17 protein-coding genes and 1 pseudogene are annotated in these 16,158 nt (G+C 56.5%); 10 read left to right on the forward strand and 8 right to left on the reverse strand.

The features are described 5' to 3' along the window. Positions 1-160: 160 nt before the first annotated feature. From def to FBY02_RS25615, 5 genes are all read left to right on the forward strand, one after another. Positions 161-667 carry a peptide deformylase gene (gene def, locus FBY02_RS25595; RefSeq protein ID WP_144931056.1) on the forward strand — a complete coding sequence of 169 codons (507 nt, stop codon included), beginning with the start codon at positions 161-163 and terminating at the stop codon, positions 665-667. A 70-nt stretch (positions 668-737) separates the two neighbouring features. After that, positions 738-1,697, forward strand: coding sequence for a methionyl-tRNA formyltransferase (gene fmt / locus FBY02_RS25600; protein WP_144931058.1), 960 nt, complete (start codon positions 738-740; stop codon positions 1,695-1,697). Then, positions 1,694-3,004 (forward strand): 16S rRNA (cytosine(967)-C(5))-methyltransferase RsmB, encoded by a 1,311-nt coding sequence (gene rsmB / locus FBY02_RS25605; RefSeq protein WP_144931060.1) that lies wholly within the window; start codon positions 1,694-1,696, stop codon positions 3,002-3,004. The genes fmt and rsmB overlap by 4 nt, the downstream gene beginning before the upstream one ends. Positions 3,005-3,028: 24 nt before the next feature. Continuing rightward, positions 3,029-4,402, forward strand: a complete 1,374-nt coding sequence (gene trkA / locus FBY02_RS25610) for a Trk system potassium transporter TrkA (RefSeq protein WP_144931062.1) — start codon at positions 3,029-3,031, stop codon at positions 4,400-4,402. 177 nt (positions 4,403-4,579) lie between these two features. After that, on the forward strand, positions 4,580-4,891 hold the full coding sequence (locus FBY02_RS25615; RefSeq protein WP_144931064.1) for a tetratricopeptide repeat protein: 312 nt from the start codon (positions 4,580-4,582) through the stop codon (positions 4,889-4,891). A 16-nt stretch (positions 4,892-4,907) separates the two neighbouring features. Here FBY02_RS25615 and FBY02_RS28175 read toward each other — a convergent pair whose 3' ends face one another. Further along, on the reverse strand, positions 4,908-5,069 hold the full coding sequence (locus FBY02_RS28175; RefSeq protein WP_178111916.1) for a hypothetical protein: 162 nt from the start codon (positions 5,067-5,069) through the stop codon (positions 4,908-4,910). A 51-nt stretch (positions 5,070-5,120) separates the two neighbouring features. Beyond that, positions 5,121-5,387, reverse strand: a complete 267-nt coding sequence (locus FBY02_RS25620) for a DUF2790 domain-containing protein (RefSeq protein WP_144931066.1) — start codon at positions 5,385-5,387, stop codon at positions 5,121-5,123. 226 nt (positions 5,388-5,613) lie between these two features. On the opposite strand from FBY02_RS25620, the pseudogene FBY02_RS25625 reads away from it, so the two are divergent. From FBY02_RS25625 to FBY02_RS25630, 3 genes and pseudogenes are all read left to right on the forward strand, one after another. Next, positions 5,614-5,787, forward strand: a pseudogene (locus FBY02_RS25625) (ATP-binding protein); the annotation flags it as partial. 196 nt (positions 5,788-5,983) lie between these two features. Then, positions 5,984-6,133, forward strand: a complete 150-nt coding sequence (locus FBY02_RS28180) for a hypothetical protein (RefSeq protein WP_178111918.1) — start codon at positions 5,984-5,986, stop codon at positions 6,131-6,133. Positions 6,134-6,240: 107 nt separating this feature from the next. Continuing rightward, the gene (locus FBY02_RS25630) at positions 6,241-7,050 is read left to right on the forward strand and encodes an alpha/beta fold hydrolase (RefSeq protein ID WP_144931068.1); all 810 of its coding nucleotides are present in this window, start codon (positions 6,241-6,243) and stop codon (positions 7,048-7,050) included. A 214-nt stretch (positions 7,051-7,264) separates the two neighbouring features. Here FBY02_RS25630 and FBY02_RS25635 read toward each other — a convergent pair whose 3' ends face one another. Next, positions 7,265-8,230 (reverse strand): endonuclease/exonuclease/phosphatase family protein, encoded by a 966-nt coding sequence (locus FBY02_RS25635; RefSeq protein WP_144931071.1) that lies wholly within the window; start codon positions 8,228-8,230, stop codon positions 7,265-7,267. 533 nt (positions 8,231-8,763) lie between these two features. Here FBY02_RS25635 and FBY02_RS25640 point away from each other — a divergent pair. Further along, a complete protein-coding gene (locus FBY02_RS25640) occupies positions 8,764-9,039 on the forward strand; it encodes a hypothetical protein (protein WP_144931073.1) in 276 nt (91 codons plus the stop codon). Between the two features lie 115 nt (positions 9,040-9,154). Here FBY02_RS25640 and FBY02_RS25645 read toward each other — a convergent pair whose 3' ends face one another. The 3 genes from FBY02_RS25645 to FBY02_RS25655 form a co-directional block, all read right to left on the reverse strand. Continuing rightward, on the reverse strand, positions 9,155-9,637 hold the full coding sequence (locus FBY02_RS25645; protein ID WP_144931075.1) for a DUF4411 family protein: 483 nt from the start codon (positions 9,635-9,637) through the stop codon (positions 9,155-9,157). Next, on the reverse strand, positions 9,624-10,772 hold the full coding sequence (locus FBY02_RS25650; RefSeq protein ID WP_144931077.1) for an ImmA/IrrE family metallo-endopeptidase: 1,149 nt from the start codon (positions 10,770-10,772) through the stop codon (positions 9,624-9,626). Before FBY02_RS25650 ends, FBY02_RS25645 begins: the two co-directional genes overlap by 14 nt. Positions 10,773-11,095: 323 nt before the next feature. Next, positions 11,096-11,425 carry a hypothetical protein gene (locus FBY02_RS25655; protein WP_144931079.1) on the reverse strand — a complete coding sequence of 110 codons (330 nt, stop codon included), beginning with the start codon at positions 11,423-11,425 and terminating at the stop codon, positions 11,096-11,098. A 147-nt stretch (positions 11,426-11,572) separates the two neighbouring features. Between FBY02_RS25655 and FBY02_RS25660 the strand changes: the two genes are divergently transcribed. Next, complete coding sequence (locus tag FBY02_RS25660; RefSeq protein ID WP_144931081.1) at positions 11,573-12,187, forward strand: alpha/beta fold hydrolase; 615 nt, start codon at positions 11,573-11,575, stop codon at positions 12,185-12,187. A 177-nt stretch (positions 12,188-12,364) separates the two neighbouring features. Here FBY02_RS25660 and FBY02_RS25665 read toward each other — a convergent pair whose 3' ends face one another. Both FBY02_RS25665 and FBY02_RS25670 read right to left on the reverse strand, forming a co-directional pair. Next, complete coding sequence (locus tag FBY02_RS25665) at positions 12,365-14,875, reverse strand: VPA1262 family N-terminal domain-containing protein (protein ID WP_144931083.1); 2,511 nt, start codon at positions 14,873-14,875, stop codon at positions 12,365-12,367. Between the two features lie 303 nt (positions 14,876-15,178). Further along, the gene (locus FBY02_RS25670) at positions 15,179-15,541 is read right to left on the reverse strand and encodes a DUF6124 family protein (RefSeq protein ID WP_144931084.1); all 363 of its coding nucleotides are present in this window, start codon (positions 15,539-15,541) and stop codon (positions 15,179-15,181) included. Between the last annotated feature and the right edge of the window lie 617 nt (positions 15,542-16,158).

The following is a 16,158-nucleotide window of genomic DNA, read 5'->3' on the forward strand; positions in this document are numbered from 1 at the left end:
GTGCGTTCGCGTAAAACGCCAGAGCCCCCATGGCTCGCTCCGCAAGGCGCTATGCTTTAAGAAGCAGCGTTCAGAGCAACGTTTTACAACGGTAGCCTGCATCCCGAGACACGCCAGGCCAGCCACCCGACTTTACCTCACACGTGCATTTATCAAGCTTATGGCCATTTTGAACATTCTCGAATTTCCGGACCCGCGCCTGCGCACGATTGCCAAACCGGTGGCCGTAGTGGACGACGAAGTGCGTCAGTTGGTCGATGACATGTTTGAAACAATGTATGAAGCGCCAGGCATCGGCCTCGCCGCGACCCAGGTCAACGTGCACAAGCGTATCGTCGTCATGGACCTCTCCGAAGACCGCAGCGAGCCACGGGTGTTCATCAACCCCGAGTTCGAAACCCTCACCGACGAGATGGAGCAATACCAGGAAGGCTGCCTCTCGGTACCGGGTTTCTACGAGAACGTCGACCGTCCGCAGAAGGTTAAGATCAAGGCTTTGGACCGTGACGGCCAGCCTTACGAACTGATCGCCGAAGGATTGCTGGCGGTGTGCATCCAGCATGAGTGTGACCACCTCAACGGCAAGTTGTTCGTGGATTACCTGTCGACCCTCAAGCGCGACCGGATCAAGAAGAAACTGGAAAAGATCCACCGCCAGAATGCTTGATGCCCCCTTTCAAAGGCTTGCCGCGGCAAGCCTTTTTTCTTTATGCGACTGCTGTTAATTGAGAGCTTCCATGACTGAGCCACTGCGCATCGTCTTTGCCGGCACTCCCGAGTTTGCCGCCGAACACCTCAAGGCCCTGCTGGCCAGCCCCCATGAAATCATCGCGGTCTACACCCAGCCGGACCGGCCGGCCGGCCGTGGGCAAAAACTGATGCCCAGCCCGGTCAAGCAACTGGCCCTGGAAAACGGTTTGCAGGTGTTGCAGCCGCCGACCCTGCGCGATGGGCAAGCCCAGGCCGAACTGGCCGCGCTGAAACCGGACCTGATGGTGGTGGTCGCCTATGGCCTGATCTTGCCTCAAGTGGTGTTGTACATCCCACGCCTGGGTTGCATCAACAGTCACGCCTCGCTGCTGCCGCGCTGGCGCGGTGCGGCGCCGATCCAGCGCGCTGTGGAAGCGGGCGATGCCGAGAGCGGCGTGACCGTGATGCGCATGGAGGCGGGCCTGGACACCGGGCCGATGCTGCTCAAGGTCACCACTCTTATCAGCGCCGAAGACACCGGCGGCAGCCTGCACGACCGCCTCGCGCTGATCGGCCCGCCGGCCGTGGTCGAGGCCATTGCCGGTCTGGCTGCCGGTACCCTGGAAGGCCAAGTGCAGAATGACAGCCTCGCCACCTACGCGCACAAATTGAACAAGGATGAGGCCCGCATCGACTGGCGTCGTCCGGCGGTCGAACTGGAGCGGCTGGTACGCGCCTTCAACCCGTGGCCGATCTGCCACAGCACCTTGAACGGCGAAGCGGTCAAGGTACTGGCCGCCAGGTGCGCCGATGGTAAGGGGGCTGCGGGGCAGATTCTCGAAGCCAGCAAGGACGGTCTTGTCGTGGCCTGTGGCGAACAGGCGCTGTGCCTGACCCGTCTGCAGCTACCCGGCGGCAAGGCGCTGAATTTCAGCGACTTGTTCAACAGCCGGCGTGAGAAATTTGCCGTCGGCAGCATCCTCGGCCAAGCGGTGGAGGCTTCATGAACCCGCGTCTGGCCGCCGCCAAGGCGCTTGCCGCCGTGCTCAGCGGCAAAGCATCGCTCAACAGCTCCTTGCCGACCCAGTTGGACAAGGTCGAAGACCGTGATCGCGGTTTCACCCAGGACCTGGCGTTCGGCACCGCTCGCTGGCAACCACGGCTCTCAGCCCTGGCGGCCAAGCTGTTGCAAAAACCGTTCAAGGCCGCCGACGCCGACGTCGAAGCGTTGCTGCTGGTGGGGCTTTATCAACTGCTCTACACCCGCGTGCCTGCCCACGCCGCCATCGGCGAAACCGTGGGCTGCGCCGACAAACTGAAAAAACCCTGGGCCAAGGCCTTGCTCAACGCCGTGTTGCGCCGCGCCCAACGGGAAAGCGAAAGTCTGCTGGCGGAGCTGGAACACGACCCGGTGGTGCGCACCGCTCACCCGCGCTGGTTGCAGAAGGCCTTGAAGGCGTTCTGGCCCGAGCAATGGGAAGCCATCTGCGCGGCCAACAATGCCCATCCGCCGATGATCCTGCGGGTCAACCGTCGCCACCATAGCCGCGATGCCTATCTGGCCTTGCTAGGCGAGGCCGGCATCCCGGCCCGGCCATGCGTGTACAGCCGCGATGGCATCCTGCTGGAAACCCCGGGCGATGTACGTGCCCTGCCGGGCTTCGTCGACGGCTGGATCAGCGTCCAGGACGAAGCCGCGCAACTGGCCGCCGACCTGCTGGAGCTGGCGCCTGGGCAACGGGTGCTGGACGCCTGCTGCGCACCGGGGGGCAAGACCTGCCACATCCTCGAAGCCGAGCCCAAGCTGGCCGGCGTGGTGGCGGTGGACCTGGAAGCCAAGCGCCTGGTGCGGGTGAAGGAAAACCTCGAGCGCCTGGGCCTGGACGCCGAGCTGATCGCCGCCGACGGTCGCGACACCGCGGCCTGGTGGGACGGCAAGCCGTTCCAGCGCATCCTGCTGGACGCCCCATGCTCAGCCACCGGCGTGATCCGCCGTCACCCGGACATCAAGCTCACCCGCCAGCCGGACGACATCGCCGCATTGGCCCTGCTGCAGGGCGAGCTGCTCGACGCCCTGTGGCAGACTCTCGACGTGGGCGGCATCCTACTCTATGCCACCTGCTCGACCTTGCCGACCGAGAACACCGAAGTGATCGAAGCCTTCCTCGCCCGCACCCCCGGTGCCCGGGAACTGGACATCGCCACCCAGGCCGGCCTGAAGCAGCCCCACGGTCGCCAACTGCTGGCCCAGGAGGGTGGTCACGACGGGTTCTACTACGCCAAGCTGATCAAGATCGCCGCCGCACGCGGTTAAGACCGATTCGATAGGAGTGAACGGATGAAAATCATCATCCTCGGTGCAGGGCAGGTCGGTGGTTCGCTAGCGGAACATCTGGCCAGCGAGGCCAACGACATCACCGTGGTCGACACCGATGGCGAACGCCTGCGCGACCTCGGTGATCGTCTCGACATCCGTACCGTGCAAGGACGCGGTTCCCTGCCGACCGTGCTGCGTCAGGCCGGCGCGGACGATGCCGATATGCTGGTGGCCGTCACCAACAGCGACGAGACCAACATGGTCGCCTGCCAGGTCGCCCACACCCTGTTCCACACTCCGACCAAGATCGCTCGGGTGCGGGAGGCGGCCTACCTGACCCGCGCCGATCTGTTCGACAACGAAGCGATCCCGGTGGATGTATTGATCAGCCCCGAGCAGGTGGTGACCAACTACATCAAGCGCCTGATCGAGCACCCGGGCGCCTTGCAGGTAATCGACTTTGCCGAGAGCAAGGCGCAACTGGTGGCGATCAAGGCTTACTACGGCGGGCCGTTGGTGGGGCAGCAACTGCGTCAGCTACGCGAGCACATGCCGAATGTGGAAATGCGCGTCGCGGCCATCTTCCGCCGCGACCGGCCGATCCTGCCCCAGGGCGATACGGTGATCGAGGCCGACGACGAGGTGTTCTTCATCGCCGCCAAGGCGAATATTCGTGCGGTGATGAGCGAAATGCGCCGCCTCGACGAGAACTACAAGCGCATCGTCATCGCCGGCGGCGGGCAGATCGGCGAGCGCCTGGCCGAAGCCATCGAAAGCCGCTACCAGGTCAAGATCATCGAGATGAACCCGGCCCGTTGCCGCTACCTCTCCGACACCCTCGACAGCACCGTGGTGTTGCAAGGCAGTGCCTCGGACCGCGACCTGCTGCTGGAAGAGAACATCGCCGACGCTGACATCTTCCTGGCCCTGACCAACGACGACGAAGCCAACATCATGTCGTCACTACTGGCCAAGCGCCTGGGGGCGAGGAAAGTGATGACCATCATCAACAACCCGGCCTACGTCGACTTGATCCAGGGCGGCGACATCGACATCGCCATCAGCCCGCAACTGGCAACCATCGGCACCTTGCTCGCGCATGTGCGTCGCGGTGACATCGTCAGCGTGCACTCCCTGCGCCGTGGCGCGGCCGAAGCCATCGAGGCCATTGCCCATGGCGACGCCAAGTCCAGCAAAGTGATCGGCCGCGCTATCCGCGACATCGGCCTGCCTCCGGGTACCACCATCGGCGCGATCATCCGCGACGAAGAAGTCCTGATCGCCCATGACGACACCGTGATCCAGACCGGCGACCATGTGATCCTGTTCCTGGTGGACAAGAAGCACATTCGCGATGTCGAGAAGCTGTTCCATGTGGGATTGAGCTTTTTCTGATCCAAGATATGCGGTGCTTGACCGCTTGCTTTCGCGAGCAAGCCCGCTCCCACAATGGATCTGCGTTGCTCACAATTGTCGGAACAACACCAGACCCCTGTGGGAGCGGGCTTGCTCGCGAAAGCGGTCAAACTCCCAACAGCTCAATCACTGGAACAGCCAAAAAGGACAGGCCCCATGCTCGAATCCCTGGAAAAAATGCTCGCCAAGGGTGTGGATAACCCACTGCTGCGCTTCGGCCTGGGCAAGGGCTATCTCGATCTCAACGAATTCCCCCGCGCCGCCGAACACCTGCAACGCTGCGTCGAACTCGACCCCAAGTATTCGGCCGCCTGGAAACTGTTGGGCAAGGCTCATCAGGGCCGGGGTGACTTGTCGGCAGCGCGCCAAGCCTGGGAACAAGGCCTGGAAGCCGCCCGCGCCCATGGCGACAAACAGGCCGAAAAGGAGATGACGGTATTCCTCAAGAAACTGGACCGTCACCCCTGACACCCCCACAACACCTTCAAAGGCCAACCGCTCGTGGCGGGGGAGTTTGCCCCAACGGAGTGAGCTGGTAGCAGAGTCCGCTGTTGCCCCGGTTGGGCTCACTGGCGGCATTGGCATGAACAGCCATGCCGCCCAGTGAGAGGGCAAAAGCGCTCAGGTAGGTCTTGAGTTTTTTCATATTGACTCCTGTGTGCACGATGATTGCGGGCGTTAATGCGTGCCGTGAAGCTCAGTTCCCTTCGTTGTTGCAGCTGGCTGCATGCTTGAGGTACGTCAGGGCGCGCTGATCACCCATCGAATCGAGGTAGTTGATCTGCGCATTCACCAAGCCGCAGGTCTGGCCGCTGTCTTCGCTCAGCGAGACCACGTGCTTGATGTCCGGGTGGGTGCCGTAGGCGTAGGCTTCGCTGGCGGCTTTGTCCTGGGCCAAGGCGGGTAATGCGGCGGCGCTCAGGGCAGAGATCAGGCAAGCGGTAGCGATGGTTTTCAGTTTCATGGTCGTTTTCCTTCAATGAGTTCGATGGTTTCATCGAGGCGACTCATGTTGTCTCGATGGAGCTCATTAAAGGCCGGTGAGGTATCTCGGCTGTGTCGAAAAACACCTCGGTTGGATGCGTTACGTATCTGAGGTGGGTTGCGATACACAGCGATACAATCGCTGCTGTTCTGGCTGGGCTCTGGCTTGATCTCGGGCTGGGTCAGCGCTTGCTGGATGACGCACGGGAGCGGGTGTTCCCGAGGCGGTCCTGGAGGAGGTGGCCAAGCCGTTCTATCGGATGGAAAGCTCACGCAATCGCAGCACCGGTGGCGCTGGTCTGGGCCTGGCCATCGCCCGGCGGTTGACCGTCGCAATCGGTAGGCCACGCTGGTTGCACGTCCCGCTGGGCTGCATATGAAGTGCAGCCGCTACCGGCCACCGGCCAGATGCAAGGGCGTGCATTTGTAAGCCACTGTATCCAGCGCATTCACAGATTCAAAAGAACGCATAACCGCCGGTTGTCGAACACAGTCGGTATACATGCCCTTGCAAGAGTTCTCCCCATCGACTCGCCATCGGATCCCCCGAACTGCGAGCGCTGACCGCAGGAGAACTTGCCATGCATATCCCATCCTATCGCCCCCAGTGCTGGCAGCTGTTTCGGCCTGCTCGCAACCCTGGTGGCGGCGATGAGCATCACGGCAGTCGCTGTCCAACCCGACCTGGTCGAGGGCCTGCGCAGCGCCATTCGCGCCACCGCCTGACGACGCTCACAAGGACCGCCCCAACCGTTGGCCTTCCTGGGCCAGTAAATCCATCGCCCCCGCTCATGTGCCGCCCATGAGCACCACATACCCCTAAATGAAAAGGAATGATCATGTTCAATATCAAATCGCTCTTGGCCGCCACCCTCACCGCTGCATTGGCGCTGACCTCCCTTCCTGGTACCGCCGCCACGCCGCCCGACGCCACCAAGCCCACCGTCGTGCTGGTACATGGCGCCTTCGCCGAATCGTCCAGTTGGAATGGCGTTGCTGCCCGGCTGTTGAACCAGGGCTACCCTGTGGTGGCAGCAGCCAACCCACTGCGCGGCGTGAAGCAGGACGCCGATTATGTCGCCGACATCGTCGAGCACACCGCCGGCCCGGTGATCCTGGTGGGTCACTCTTACGGCGGTACCGTGATCACCAACGCCGTGCATGACAACCCACGGGTCAAGGCGCTGGTCTACGTCGCAGCCTTCGCCCCGGACAAAGGTGAAACCGCCATCGAACTGTCCGGTCGCTACCCTGGCAGCACCCTTGGGCCGACCCTGGCCGCTCCGGTGCCGTTGGACGACGGCAATAAGGACCTCTACATCCAGCAGGACAAATTCGGCCAACAGTTCGCCGCCGACGTTCCTGTGGCCGAGTCCGCACTGATGGCCGCTACACAACGGCCCATCAGCGAGGCAGCCTTGAAGGAAGCCTCCGGCGACCCGGCCTGGAAAAAACTGCCGTCCTGGTTCATCTACGGTTCGGCGGACAAGAACATCCCCGAAGCTGCCCTGAAGTTCATGGCCGACCGTGCGGGCTCGAAAAAGACCGTCACCGTCCCAGGCGCCTCCCATGTGGTGATGACGTCCAATCCGGATAAGGTTGCGGCGCTGATCGTTGAAGCAGCGCAGGCCAGTTCCAAATGATGATCGTGTACTGACTAAAAAACCCGGCGCGGGACGCCGGGGTTTTTATTGCGAAGTGCTCCAAAAACGCCGCTCAATTAAAGATCAAACCCCATTCCTCCTGATGGGGCGAATCATATCGCCCTTAAGAGGTGTCCGGGATCATTAAGCCAGTTCAGATCATTAAGCCAGTTCAGGCTCGCTCCCACAGGTTATGGCCCAATCAATCTACTGCTTAGAACCTCATCCTGAAAACAACCGGACAATGATCAGAGCCCTTCATCGGCACAGGAAACTCCGATAACGACCCGGCCACATAGTGCTTTCTCAATTCGCTGCTCATCAACGCATGATCAATCAACCATTTAGAGCCTCCGCCCCGGCATTCGGGCAGGGCCTCATAACCTTCGGTTGGGCGAAACAACTTGGCAGCGGTCGGCTCGCCATCTGAAAGTCCGGCAAAAAGACTCACGTCAGGTGCTGTTTCGTGTTCAACCGCAGTATCAAATCGACGATTGAAATCGCCAATAAGCATTGCGGAAGCGCCGGACTGGATTGCCTTATCGAGCCAGGCTTCCAAGGCAGGTGCTTGCCTTCTAAGCACATCGCAGGTGACGACCCCGTTAGCCTTATCACTCTCGGTCGCATACCCACTGTTCAACGCATGGTCAGGACAGCCACTTTTGAGGTGTACGGATAAAAGCTTGAGGGTCATGCCTTTGATCGTGACGGGTAACTCCGCACCATGGCGAGCATGACTCTTGAAGGCCTCTCCAAGTGGACGAACATCGCCGAGCCTTCCAACCTCAAGCCTGCTGGATTTGCGGACAACAAACCCAGTGCGCTGTATCCAGGGGCTCTGCATGTTCACGTAGAAATCGTACTGATCCTTCGGCCAGATCTGCTGCAGCGCCTCAGAACTCTCGACTTCCTGCACGGCAATCACGTCGGCATTCAGCTTTGCCGCCACGGTCTTCAGATCCGCTATCTGCGCCGGTGATTTGCATTCCCAGCGGTAGGGGTGTGTTTCCTCAAGTCGCTCGCGATCAGCAGCCTTGATTTGGGTGCACTCCTCGAACTCACGCTGGCTGAGGGGAACCGACCGTTGCCATTCCAGGTTCCATGTTGCGAAGGTGAGGGTTTCAGCCAGGGCAGGGTGTGAGAGACAGCAAAGCGATAGGGCTAGATAGAGTGGTTTCATGGGGAGAGTTCCGAGCGCGGTGGCAGTGGGGGTCCAGAAGACGGCACTGCTTTTAGCCGCTCTTTGAGCGTAGCAGCCCAGTTTGTCGCTACAGAGTTCTATCCAATGAAATCTTACCCACCTACCATGCGGGCGATGTATTGGTCGGCATTGAGGCGCAGGTCAACGGCGGGTAGCGGCCCGCAACGCGACCTCTCGATGTTGACCATCAAGATCTGACTGGAGACGTACATGCCCATAATTATTCAGGTGGCCATTGCAGGTCTGGCGCCAACTGATGAATGACGCAAGCGCCTGACTCGTAGGTTTGAGCGAGTTGGCTGAAAGGAAACGCAAGTGGCAAAACGGCCGTTCGTGATTGCCTGTTTCGGCTGACGCAGAGCATGGCAGGCCCTCGCTTTTTCGCAGGCAAGTGACGAAATCTGTAATGTCCGACTTACTCGGCAAGGAAGGGCAATCAATTGGCGCGATTTTCAATCTACAGCGGACCGGTTTTGGTGGGCTATTCAGCCCTGGAGGATGGAGATCCTCCAATGGGCGTTGCTTTCGGTCAATTCGTCCCAGCCGATGGGTACCAGGCTATCCAGCAAGAATGCCGCGCAAATCACCTTGATCAATCGGCTTTAGCGCTTTGTGCTCAAACCGGAGCGGGCTTGGTTATTCCATGTGCTGGCATTGGCATTCTGGACTACTCGGAAGAGCTTCTGCCCGAATTGATCGAGATAAACATTCTCGGCATTCCTCGTCCTCTTTACGAAGAGTTGTTTCCTGAGAAGGTCGCGAGATATAAGCGCCAGTTTATTTCTTGAAAAAATCTGTCCCCTTTTCTACTGGCTTTTGCCTGGCGTTCTAGAGAGGTTGAGGCTTCGGCGGTTTGATAGGGAAGGGGGAAATCCGTCCCATTTTGTACTCAATCACTTGAAGTCATCTCCCAAAAACCGCTTGGGATCGTTTGATGTAGTCGAGGAAGTTGATCCAAGGGGTTTGCACACTTTCCATGTTGCAAACAGCAGGAATTTTCCAATTGCGCTTTTGCTTGTTCGCAGAAGGCTGAAACGCCTCATCCGTGACTAACTCGCAGCCATCGAGCTTCGCGGTAGCAATGATGTATAGATCGTTTTCATCGACCCCAGCACCGTATTTGTCTTCTTCGATCTCGAGCAATCCTTTGATACGAAAGGCTTCCAACAGGATCGCCTCGGTCACAGGCATCTTTTGCAGACCTGAATCCTTCAGCCAAGTCACGCACTCCGGTGCTTTGTGTCCAACCTCTTCGGCGGCAACCTCGGACATCCGAATCACCCCTTGCATCACTCGGTCCGCCATCCATACCCAAAGACCCGGAAACTGCGCGATAGGGTAGTTATCCCACGCGTAAAGCATGGATGAGGCATCAAACACCTGCATAGAAGCGTTCCAGCTTGTGCAGGTCCGAGATCTTAAGGTTGTCGAGATAGCTGCTTGCCTTGGCGAGAGTGATACGACGAGCGTTCATGGCATCCAGCACTGTGCGCACGTAACCATCGCCAAAAATATGCCGGGGTTCGCGATTGCGGTGCTCTCGGCTGCCACCCTCTTTTTCAGGCATCACTCGTTGCGTGTTCCACCGCCGGTATGCGGCATAGGCTTCGCTTGGCAAACGTCCGGCATCCATCAGACGCCGTAGGATCATCTCGCCGCTCACACCCCACGCCCTGCGTTGTGGTTCCAGCCAGCTATCAAATTCGGCCGCCTCAATAGGGCGCTCATTGTCATGAATGCTTAGCAGAAACCGATCGGGGACCAACAGATGGCCTGCAAAGGCATTCGCCTCTTGCTCTTCATCGTTCGCCGAATACAAATCCTCTTCATCGTCAATCGAGCTTGCACAATGAATAAGTAGGTGCCCCAACTCATGCATCAACGTGAAGCTTTGGCGGGTATCTGCATCTTGTTTCTTGATGACGATTACCGGGCATTCAGGATCGTAGAGCGAAAAACCGAGAATCGGGCTTTCTTTCGCAATCTGCCATTTACCGGTGTAGCCATTGCTGCGGAAGACCAACAGGCCGCGCGCTTCGATGGCCTTACGATAACTGTCGAAATTGTTACGGTTCGCCAACCCCAGCCATTCACGCACACGGCTGGCCGCGTCAGGAATGCTAAGGCCTGCCAGGTCGGGCGGCGAGAAGCGTACGACCTCCGTCGGATCAAGCTCCTCACGTAGTGCAAGGAACACTGCGCGTTGACGCTCCACTCTCTCAACCAGCAGCTTCAGGCGGTGCGAAAGTTCCGGTTTCTGATTGCTCAAGGTGCGGAACTGCGGCGAGTGCACCTTTGCCTCGTTGACTGGCCCTGGCTCCATGAAAAATAAGGTACCTCGCCCGAAAAAGGCCGCCAGCTTACGCAACTGGTTGAAGGTCAGTCCCGTCTCGCCGGCCATTACTTTTCCAAAAATGGCAGGTGCTATATCGATCTCACGGGCGAGCTCGTCCCGCGTAATACCGTGATCGGTACAACACCAGTCTATCCGCGCGAGATTGATTGATTGGATACGTTCCATGATTTGAGTATATAGACGGTGTGTACCTGTGAACATCAGCCACCAAAGCTAGCTGCCGAAAGCTTGATGCGGTCGGGCCTATGACTTTCCCGAGGGAGCTAGCATGCCGGAGTGTCATCGATACCGGCTCGACCAGTGTTATGGAAACGATAGAGCCCGAGGGCAAGGCTGAAAAGCCGGCGGATTCTGGTGTGGTTGTAGGCAAAGGCGCAAGGATATGTGGCTTGGAGGTGCGGTGGTCAGATCCTGGATTGGCTCATAGAAGGTGGAGAAGCAGGAGCAAGCACGCGAATACTATTAAAAGGCCGTCTCTGCTTTCTAGCTCAGCTGCCATTTCCCGCCAGGCAGGCAAGCTTACATGCCCTGTGACGGTGAGATTGAGGCAGCGCCCGATTCTCGGCGCAATGAGCCAAGAGTTGGCTCAGTTCCAAATCCAAGGGAAAGCCCTCTTCCAACCATCGGAGCGCCAGTCCTGCCCAGTACTTCGAATGTGAAGCCAGTGCTGTGACCACCAATGGTTGCAACGCTATCTCGGTGGGTAGCGTGTATTTTATCCCCAAGGTTTTTACTGCGTCAGGCAAATCGAGCGCCGCCACCTCGAAAGGCTTTTCAAGCAGTGGCAATAGCCAGACGTAGCTAAACTCGTCGCTCATCTTTTCTCTCGACTGCAATGTCTGTTCTTATCGGCAATGAAACAAATCATACGGCCTAGCTGTTCGGATGTCCGCCATGGGGCTGCGAGTGGTTCCCCTGCCGATGGATCACTGACTCTTTCAATTTCACCTTCAAGGACCGAACCCGTGCCTGCACCCCCCACAAAACTCCTATACCTCCCCGGCGCCTCAGGCAACACCCGATTCTGGCATCCGGTTGCCGAACGCCTGACCCACCCAGCGCAGCAGGTTCATATCGGCTGGCCCGGCTTTGGAAACACGCCTCCCGCACCTGGCATAACCGGTATGGAAGATCTGGCGACTCGCGTCCTGGCCGAGATCGACCGACCCACAGCGCTGGTTGCGCAATCCATGGGCGGTATCGTCGCTGTGCTTGCAGCGCTTGAACGCCCCGAGCTGGTCACTCACCTGATACTGACCGTCACCTCTGGCGGGGTGGATATGTCTGATCTGGACGCGCACGATTGGCGCCCGGCCTTTGCTGCCGCCAACCCGACGCTGCCGAGGTGGTTTCTCGACGATCGCACCGACCTCACGTTGCTATTGGCTGAGTTGCGTATGCCAGTGTTGCTCCTCTGGGGCGATGCGGATCCGATCAGCCCCGTTTGCGTCGGCCAGCGCCTTGCTCAGCTTTTGCCCCATGCGGAGTTACATGTTTTCCCTGATGCTGATCACAGTTTGGGTTTTACGCATGCGGATGAGGTGGCGAGGTTGGTCGAGAGGCATCTGGTCTGTGGGTGAGCGGGATACTTGTTGCTATTGCCATGAAAAAGCAAAGGGGACAGATGCACTCTAAAAATAAATCCGTCCCCTTATCCGCTTTACTCTAAGAGCGATGTGCGTGAAGACCTTGTTCCATGTCTTGATTCCTAAATGAAATTGCTCACTATTTTCGGTCTTGCTGAGTTGGGTAAGCGATTAGCCGTACGGGGCATTTAGTGCATCCGTTATCGATTCCTTGAAGATGGAGGCAACCCATAAATCATTTTTTACTTGTGTTATAGCTGCATCCAATAGCTCGCCCAGAGCAAGTCGCGCCCTCGCAAGTTTTTTTGATACAGCAGTTAGATCTTCTACCCATTCGGGAAATATAATTTCGTGAGATACAAACATACTGGCGGCGGTATCTGATCGCATTATTCGTCCAAGACAGTAAATGTAGTCAATGGCGATGCCTTTACGAAACCTCTCATCCATATCTTCTGCATGAATTACAACCTGTAAAGCGATAGTTGCCAGAGATAGGGCAACTTGAAGCGCTTCTGCGGAGCGATCGTTGCGTTGGGTTTCAATCATAGTAATGAGTTCGTGGATTTTCGAATTAAGCTTAGCGCGTACAAAATTACTTGCGTTCTGCTTGCGAGCAACGGTTCTTCCGAGACTATCTAGGATGGATTGTCGCGCTTCGGATGGAACGAACCATCTACCATTCTGATGAAGGCCGGGGAGCTGTTCAAGAAAGCGATCAAGGAGTTTGTTGTCCAAATAGTCCGCAATCTTGTCTCGACCATTAGCTCTGAGCAGTTGGGAAACGAAGACCACGATAGCTTCACGATGACTAACAACCTTGAAAAGCTCTTTCGCTAGACGCTCCTCATCCTTGCTCTCCGGCCAAATACCCAAGAACGCTTTAAGGCGTGCGTCAATTTCGGGCTCGTACTTTGAGTTTCGAATAATGATGTTAAAGATATCAGACAAGAAGTCCTTGGCCGGCTTCCAATCGGGTTCAGACTCCAAATGATTAAATCGAGAGTGCCTACCTAGGGGGGCATCACTAATTTTTTCCTTTCTCCAAATCAGCTCTGCCTGGAGATTTTTATTGCTAGAGTTACCATTCAGTAGATTTAGAATGTACGCATGAACTTGTCGTGACATAATTTTATTAAGCTCGCAGATGGCGAACGGCCAATAGCCAGCTGCTTTACTCAGGCTGTTTGATAACATGTAAGTTGTTGGATTGCCTTTTTGATCAATGGTACATAAATATCGGTCATGGAATGCTTGCTCCGAACCGTTTCCTCGCTTTATATGCACCACAGAAATGCTGCCGGTCAACTGAGGCGCCCATTCATTCAGCGTGGATTTAAGGCTTTCTAGATAAGTTTTTTTGTTGGTTGTGCTTGCTTTTGCCGCGTCGGGATTTATATCACCTGGTGAAACCAAAATTAGCAATTCAGCGGTCTCGTTTCCTTGGCGAGCTATGACTCGTTTGACCGCTTCGCTTCCTAAATAAGGATCGATAAGATATGCGGTAGTTACTCCCGGTTGCTCGATTTTTTTCTTGATCCAGCGAATCACTTCTACCTGGCTTTCGACTCCTTTCTCAAACCAAACATTTTCCGCCCCGGTCAGATCTGGTCCTATTAATGCGGCAATGCTAGCTTTCTGTTTTCGAAGCAAGTCCAGACCGCCAGAGCGATTATCGATAGACGGTCCTGCGAACGCCATTGTATGAACTCGAACTCGGCTTTCAAGGTCGCGGCTATTGGAGTTTCCTGGAAATAATGGAGGGAGCTTATCAGTTGCACCCAATATTGAAAGACCGAAATCAGTACCTTGAATAAACTGGACGCTTAACTGGTCTGCTAATTCGCCAATGCTATCGAATACTGAGAGTGAGACATCGGTTATATGGATAGGGGCCGAGAACGTCATTTCTGACATTCCAGCTTTGATCTCGATGAGTGTCGAGCGAATCACTTCATCGTAATTCTTCAGGGTGACCTGCAATTTAAATGTGAGGTCGAGCGGTGCTGCGAACCGACGCACATTTACCTGAAGCATCGGTTCGTTGGTTCGAAAATCTGGTTTTTTCGGAACAATTTCGAATAGCGGGCCGTCAATGCCTCCCGCCCCGGCTGTGCGGAAAAAATATTCGATGACTCCAATTGGTGTTCGTGCTTTCAGAGCGTCTTCCATACCCGACAATTCGTCAAGTTTTAGGCTAATGGCCAATAATGCCTTCTGTGCTGCTCCCGGCTTTAGTCTATTATTAAGTGCGTCGTTCAGATCAGTCAGAAGTGATTCGGCTACGATACCTTTTCGCAATAGAAGACCAGTTCCGGTGATCCTCGCTCTTTGGTTTATTTCTCCAACTATTGTTGGCCAAAATGGATGACCTATTATCATTCGTCCACCTGCAATCGGGCATTCTTCTGGAATTAAAAAATGTCCTTTAACGAACTGATTCTCAACCAAGTGCTCTTCGACGTCAGATAAGACTTTATCCCAAGTGACGAGCGTAAGCTCGCTTTCTGAGATTTTCGTACGAAAAGTCCCATCGGTTATCGTACCCTGTGGCAATTTAGGGTCAGGGTAGGTTCCTGGCCCGCGTACGGTTCTCAACATTACGCGGGCAAGCATTGGATCAAGTCCATCGGCTTCAACGCCGAAGACAGTTAGCGCAATTGGCATAGTGACATTTTCCATTGGAGACAAACTCATTTAGCTCCAACGCTACGCTTTACGCCACGAATTTAAAAGACGTTGTATGCGTAACTAAAGCCAACGTCTAGCGTACCGGCGATATAGCTACTGATCTCCGTAATCGAGTTACAGACCAAAACTGAAAATAAGGTCTCATGAGTCAAGGGCCGTTTTTGGCCGTTGTAGCCTATCGCTAGAGAGAACGGTGAAGGGGAAATATGAAAAAGTGTGGCAATACTCGCGGCTTCTTGAACGGAACAACCAAAACCCGACGCAAAACGTCGGGCTTTTTCATTGGGGAAGATACTATTGCCCCGGCTCCACATTATCCAACACCCGATTCGCCAACAACGAACTCAGCTCAATCAACTGCTGAATCCCCAGCGCCAAATGACGCCGCGAGCCATCCAGGTCGAACGCCAGATCAGTCACCATGGCATCGGCCGAAGCCAGCGTTTCACTGAGGTTAGCGAGCATGCACTCGTTATCGAGGCCTTTCACAACGGTGAAAAGCTGCCCCGGTTTCGGTTCGTCTTTGGATTGATCCGGCTTCGGCAGCAAGTAGTGATCGAGCACGCGTTTGGTAGTTTCTGCTTGCTTCTTGGCCTTGGATTTTGCGGATTGCGGGGTGGGGTCTGTTTCTGGTGGGTTTGGAGTTACTTTGAACATAGGTATGTCGTCCTCAATGAGGCCGCAACCATCCCGCTACTAAACGATAGGGTGGCGGCTGTGCGCAGGTTAGTAGACCGGTGACATACCTAAAACCGGCGCGCCCGAGGGCGCCATGCGCACAGCCACCATCAAGTGCAGGCGAACGCCTGACTGATGAGACTCATGCAACCGGGATGTCATCCGGGCTACTAAACCCGACCACTGATGGGCAGTGGCAGGAACGACAATAGAACCCAGGGACAAGGCGCACAAGCAGGCGGATTCTGGCGCAGTTGTAGGCAAAGGCGCAAGGATTCGTGGGTTGGTGGAGGTGTGTAGGTGGGGGCTGTAGGAGCGGGGTTTACCGGCGATGCGGGGGACTTGGTTTGGTCTGGAACCGTGTCGATTTCATCGCGAGCAGGCTCGCTCCCACAGGGATTGGAGGTTGTTGAGGCTGTGTTCACCAGCATTCGGTGTGGGAGCGGGCTTGTTCGCGAAGAGGGCGGCACATTCAATATTGATGCAAGCTGAGCCGCCGCTTTCGCGAGCAAGCCCGCTTGTGTCTTGCTCTGCGATTAAACTGATGGTGAGAGCGGTGAGTGGCAAGCTGAATGCCCGGAGTGCTTAAAGCACGT

Origin of the sequence: Pseudomonas sp. SJZ078, assembly GCF_007828255.1 — a bacterium.
In the GTDB taxonomy this organism is placed as follows: domain Bacteria; phylum Pseudomonadota; class Gammaproteobacteria; order Pseudomonadales; family Pseudomonadaceae; genus Aquipseudomonas.